This is a genomic window from Halomonas sp. YLB-10 (genome assembly GCF_003856855.1).
GTDB lineage: Bacteria > Pseudomonadota > Gammaproteobacteria > Pseudomonadales > Halomonadaceae > Halomonas > Halomonas litopenaei.
Window position 1 is genome coordinate 1 of sequence record NZ_RRCU01000019.1, and the last position, 2,059, is coordinate 2,059.

Annotated in this window: 2 protein-coding genes; both read right to left on the minus strand. The window is 69.9% G+C overall.

The annotated features are described in order from the left end of the window. Positions 1-311: 311 nt before the first annotated feature. A complete protein-coding gene (locus EBB56_RS21735) occupies positions 312-1,184 on the minus strand; it encodes a hypothetical protein (RefSeq protein WP_124805333.1) in 873 nt (290 codons plus the stop codon). A gap of 256 nt (positions 1,185-1,440) precedes the next feature. Next, a complete protein-coding gene (locus tag EBB56_RS21740) occupies positions 1,441-1,797 on the minus strand; it encodes a hypothetical protein (RefSeq protein ID WP_124805334.1) in 357 nt (118 codons plus the stop codon). Positions 1,798-2,059: the final 262 nt, after the last annotated feature.

Consider the following 2,059-nt stretch of genomic DNA (forward strand, 5'->3'; position numbering starts at 1 on the left):
CCCCTGGCGGTCCCGGGCTTCCCGCTCCGCTCACGCCCGGACCGCTTGACCGGCGGGGCCCTGGCCGCGCTGCGCTCGCCACGACGGCGGTCCCACCCGGGCCAAGAGCGGGCCCGGCCGCGACCGCCGCCGCGCCAGGCTACGCACGGCCACCCCGCCCCTCAAGCGGTCCTCCGAGCACGCCGAAGGGCCCCGACCGAGGAGGGCGCGCGGTGCCCGGTCGGGGCCCTTCGATGTGCTCGACGCCAGTACGAGCACCTCCACCGTACGGCGGCCGGCCCCGGGAGGATAGCCGGCCGCCGGCGGCAGCCTCAGGACCTGATGCGCCGCCGCTGGGTGGCGATGGTCGTCTGGACGGCGTGACTCGTCACATCCGTCGTGGAAGCTAGCTTCTGGCTGATGACGACCAGCGGGAAGCCTGCCGTGGCCAGGCTTGAGCGGAAGTTCGTCATCGCCGTGCTCAGCGACGCCGGGACGCCCGTGAAGAGACTCGCGCCGTCCGTCGCGATGTCCGTCTCCATGAGCGGACCGAAGTAGAGCCTGCCGCGCGCGCTCTTGCTCCTGGTCGACCCGTTCCACGTCACGAGCGCGCTCGCGGCTCGGGTCGAAAGCGCGTTGCTGGCGGTGATGCCGCCCGCCGTCGCGTCGCTCACGACCGCGATGCCGCCGGTCGTGCTGGACAGGTCGACGGCCGTCACGTCCGCCATCGTGACGAGCGAGGAGATCTTCGAGAGCGGCCCGGACGCGACCTTCCACGCCGCGAGCACGGCGGCTGCGGCCGCTGCCTGCTGCCCGGACGACGAGCCCCGGACACCGATGACGTTCGTGATGCTCTTGCCGCCCGCCAGCATCCGGATGGCGCAGCGGTACGTGTTGGCGATGACGAGGGTCATGCTATCTCCTGTCGCGACCCAGGACCCTTGTCCCGAGACGGCTTGTGCCTGCTGGTTGACTGCGTTGTTGATCCCGTCTGCCTGCGAGCGGGTGCCGCCCTGCGTCTTCTGCGTCTCGTAGTAGATCCGCAGCGCCAGCCCGGCACCCGAACCCGGGTTCGCCCACGCGTTGAGGATGAAGACGTCTCGCGGGATCGGGAGCGGACCCACCCAGACCAGTTCGGGCAGGATCGGCTCGACGGTGGCCTTGAAGGTGCCGAAGTCCGGAGCGATGAAGTCCCAGAAGCCCATTTCGTGTGTCCCATCTGCCGAACGTCTGCGCTGATGACCATACGGTAGAGCCCCGTTCCACGGCCCCGTTTCACGTGAAACACACCGTGGCGGAATCCTCCAGGCTCGGGACGGCCCTTGCCGAACAGTACCCACCTGGAGCCGCCGTACGATATACGGCGATTCTGACAGGAGGCCGAGGATCCGAAGCGGCCCTGAACGCACTGCGGGCCCCGCACCGGCCGTTGCCGAATTGCGGGGCCCGCCACTGGGCGTGTCAGACGTACTTCGCCCCGGGCTGAATGCCACGGCCACCCTTGACCGGCGAGTGCCCCAGACTGGTCTGGTGGAGCACCACGTTCGATGCCAGGTCAGCGGCCAGCCACACGTCCACGTCCACATCGGACGGGAGGTAGGCAGGCGGATCCGAGATGAACTCGACTGGCTCCGGTTCCGCGACCAGGTCGCCGAGATGACTGCGGACGTACCTACTGAACGTCACGAGCCAGCGGCCGTCGTCCATCTTCGTCAGGTCGATCGACACGTACTCCGTGCGCTCGTAGTCCTCACGCTTGCGCGCTACGCCCGACGGGGCCCTTGCCGGGCGTGGGTCCTCACAGTGGTCGAGTGTCATTGCTCCTCCTGGCGTCAGGTGCACGGCTGTCCGGGCACGCGACGATCGTCCCAGCGGAGCTCGTGACAGCACCATCGGGTGAACGGTGGATGTGCGTTGCTGAATTGGCCATAGGGGTATCAAGGGGGGCCGCTGCGCGGCCCCCTGGCGGTCCCGGGCTTCCCGCTCCGCTCACGCCCGGACCGCTTGACCGGCGGGGCCCTGGCCGCGCTGCGCTCGCCACGACGGCGGTCCCACCCGGGCCAAGAGCGGGCCCGGCCGC

Coding starts and splice junctions, on each gene's coding strand:
- EBB56_RS21740 (WP_124805334.1), bottom strand. CDS start 1,797: ATGACACTCGACCACTGTGAGGACCCACGCCCGGCAAGGGCCCCGTCG.
- EBB56_RS21735 (WP_124805333.1), bottom strand. CDS start 1,184: ATGGGCTTCTGGGACTTCATCGCTCCGGACTTCGGCACCTTCAAGGCC.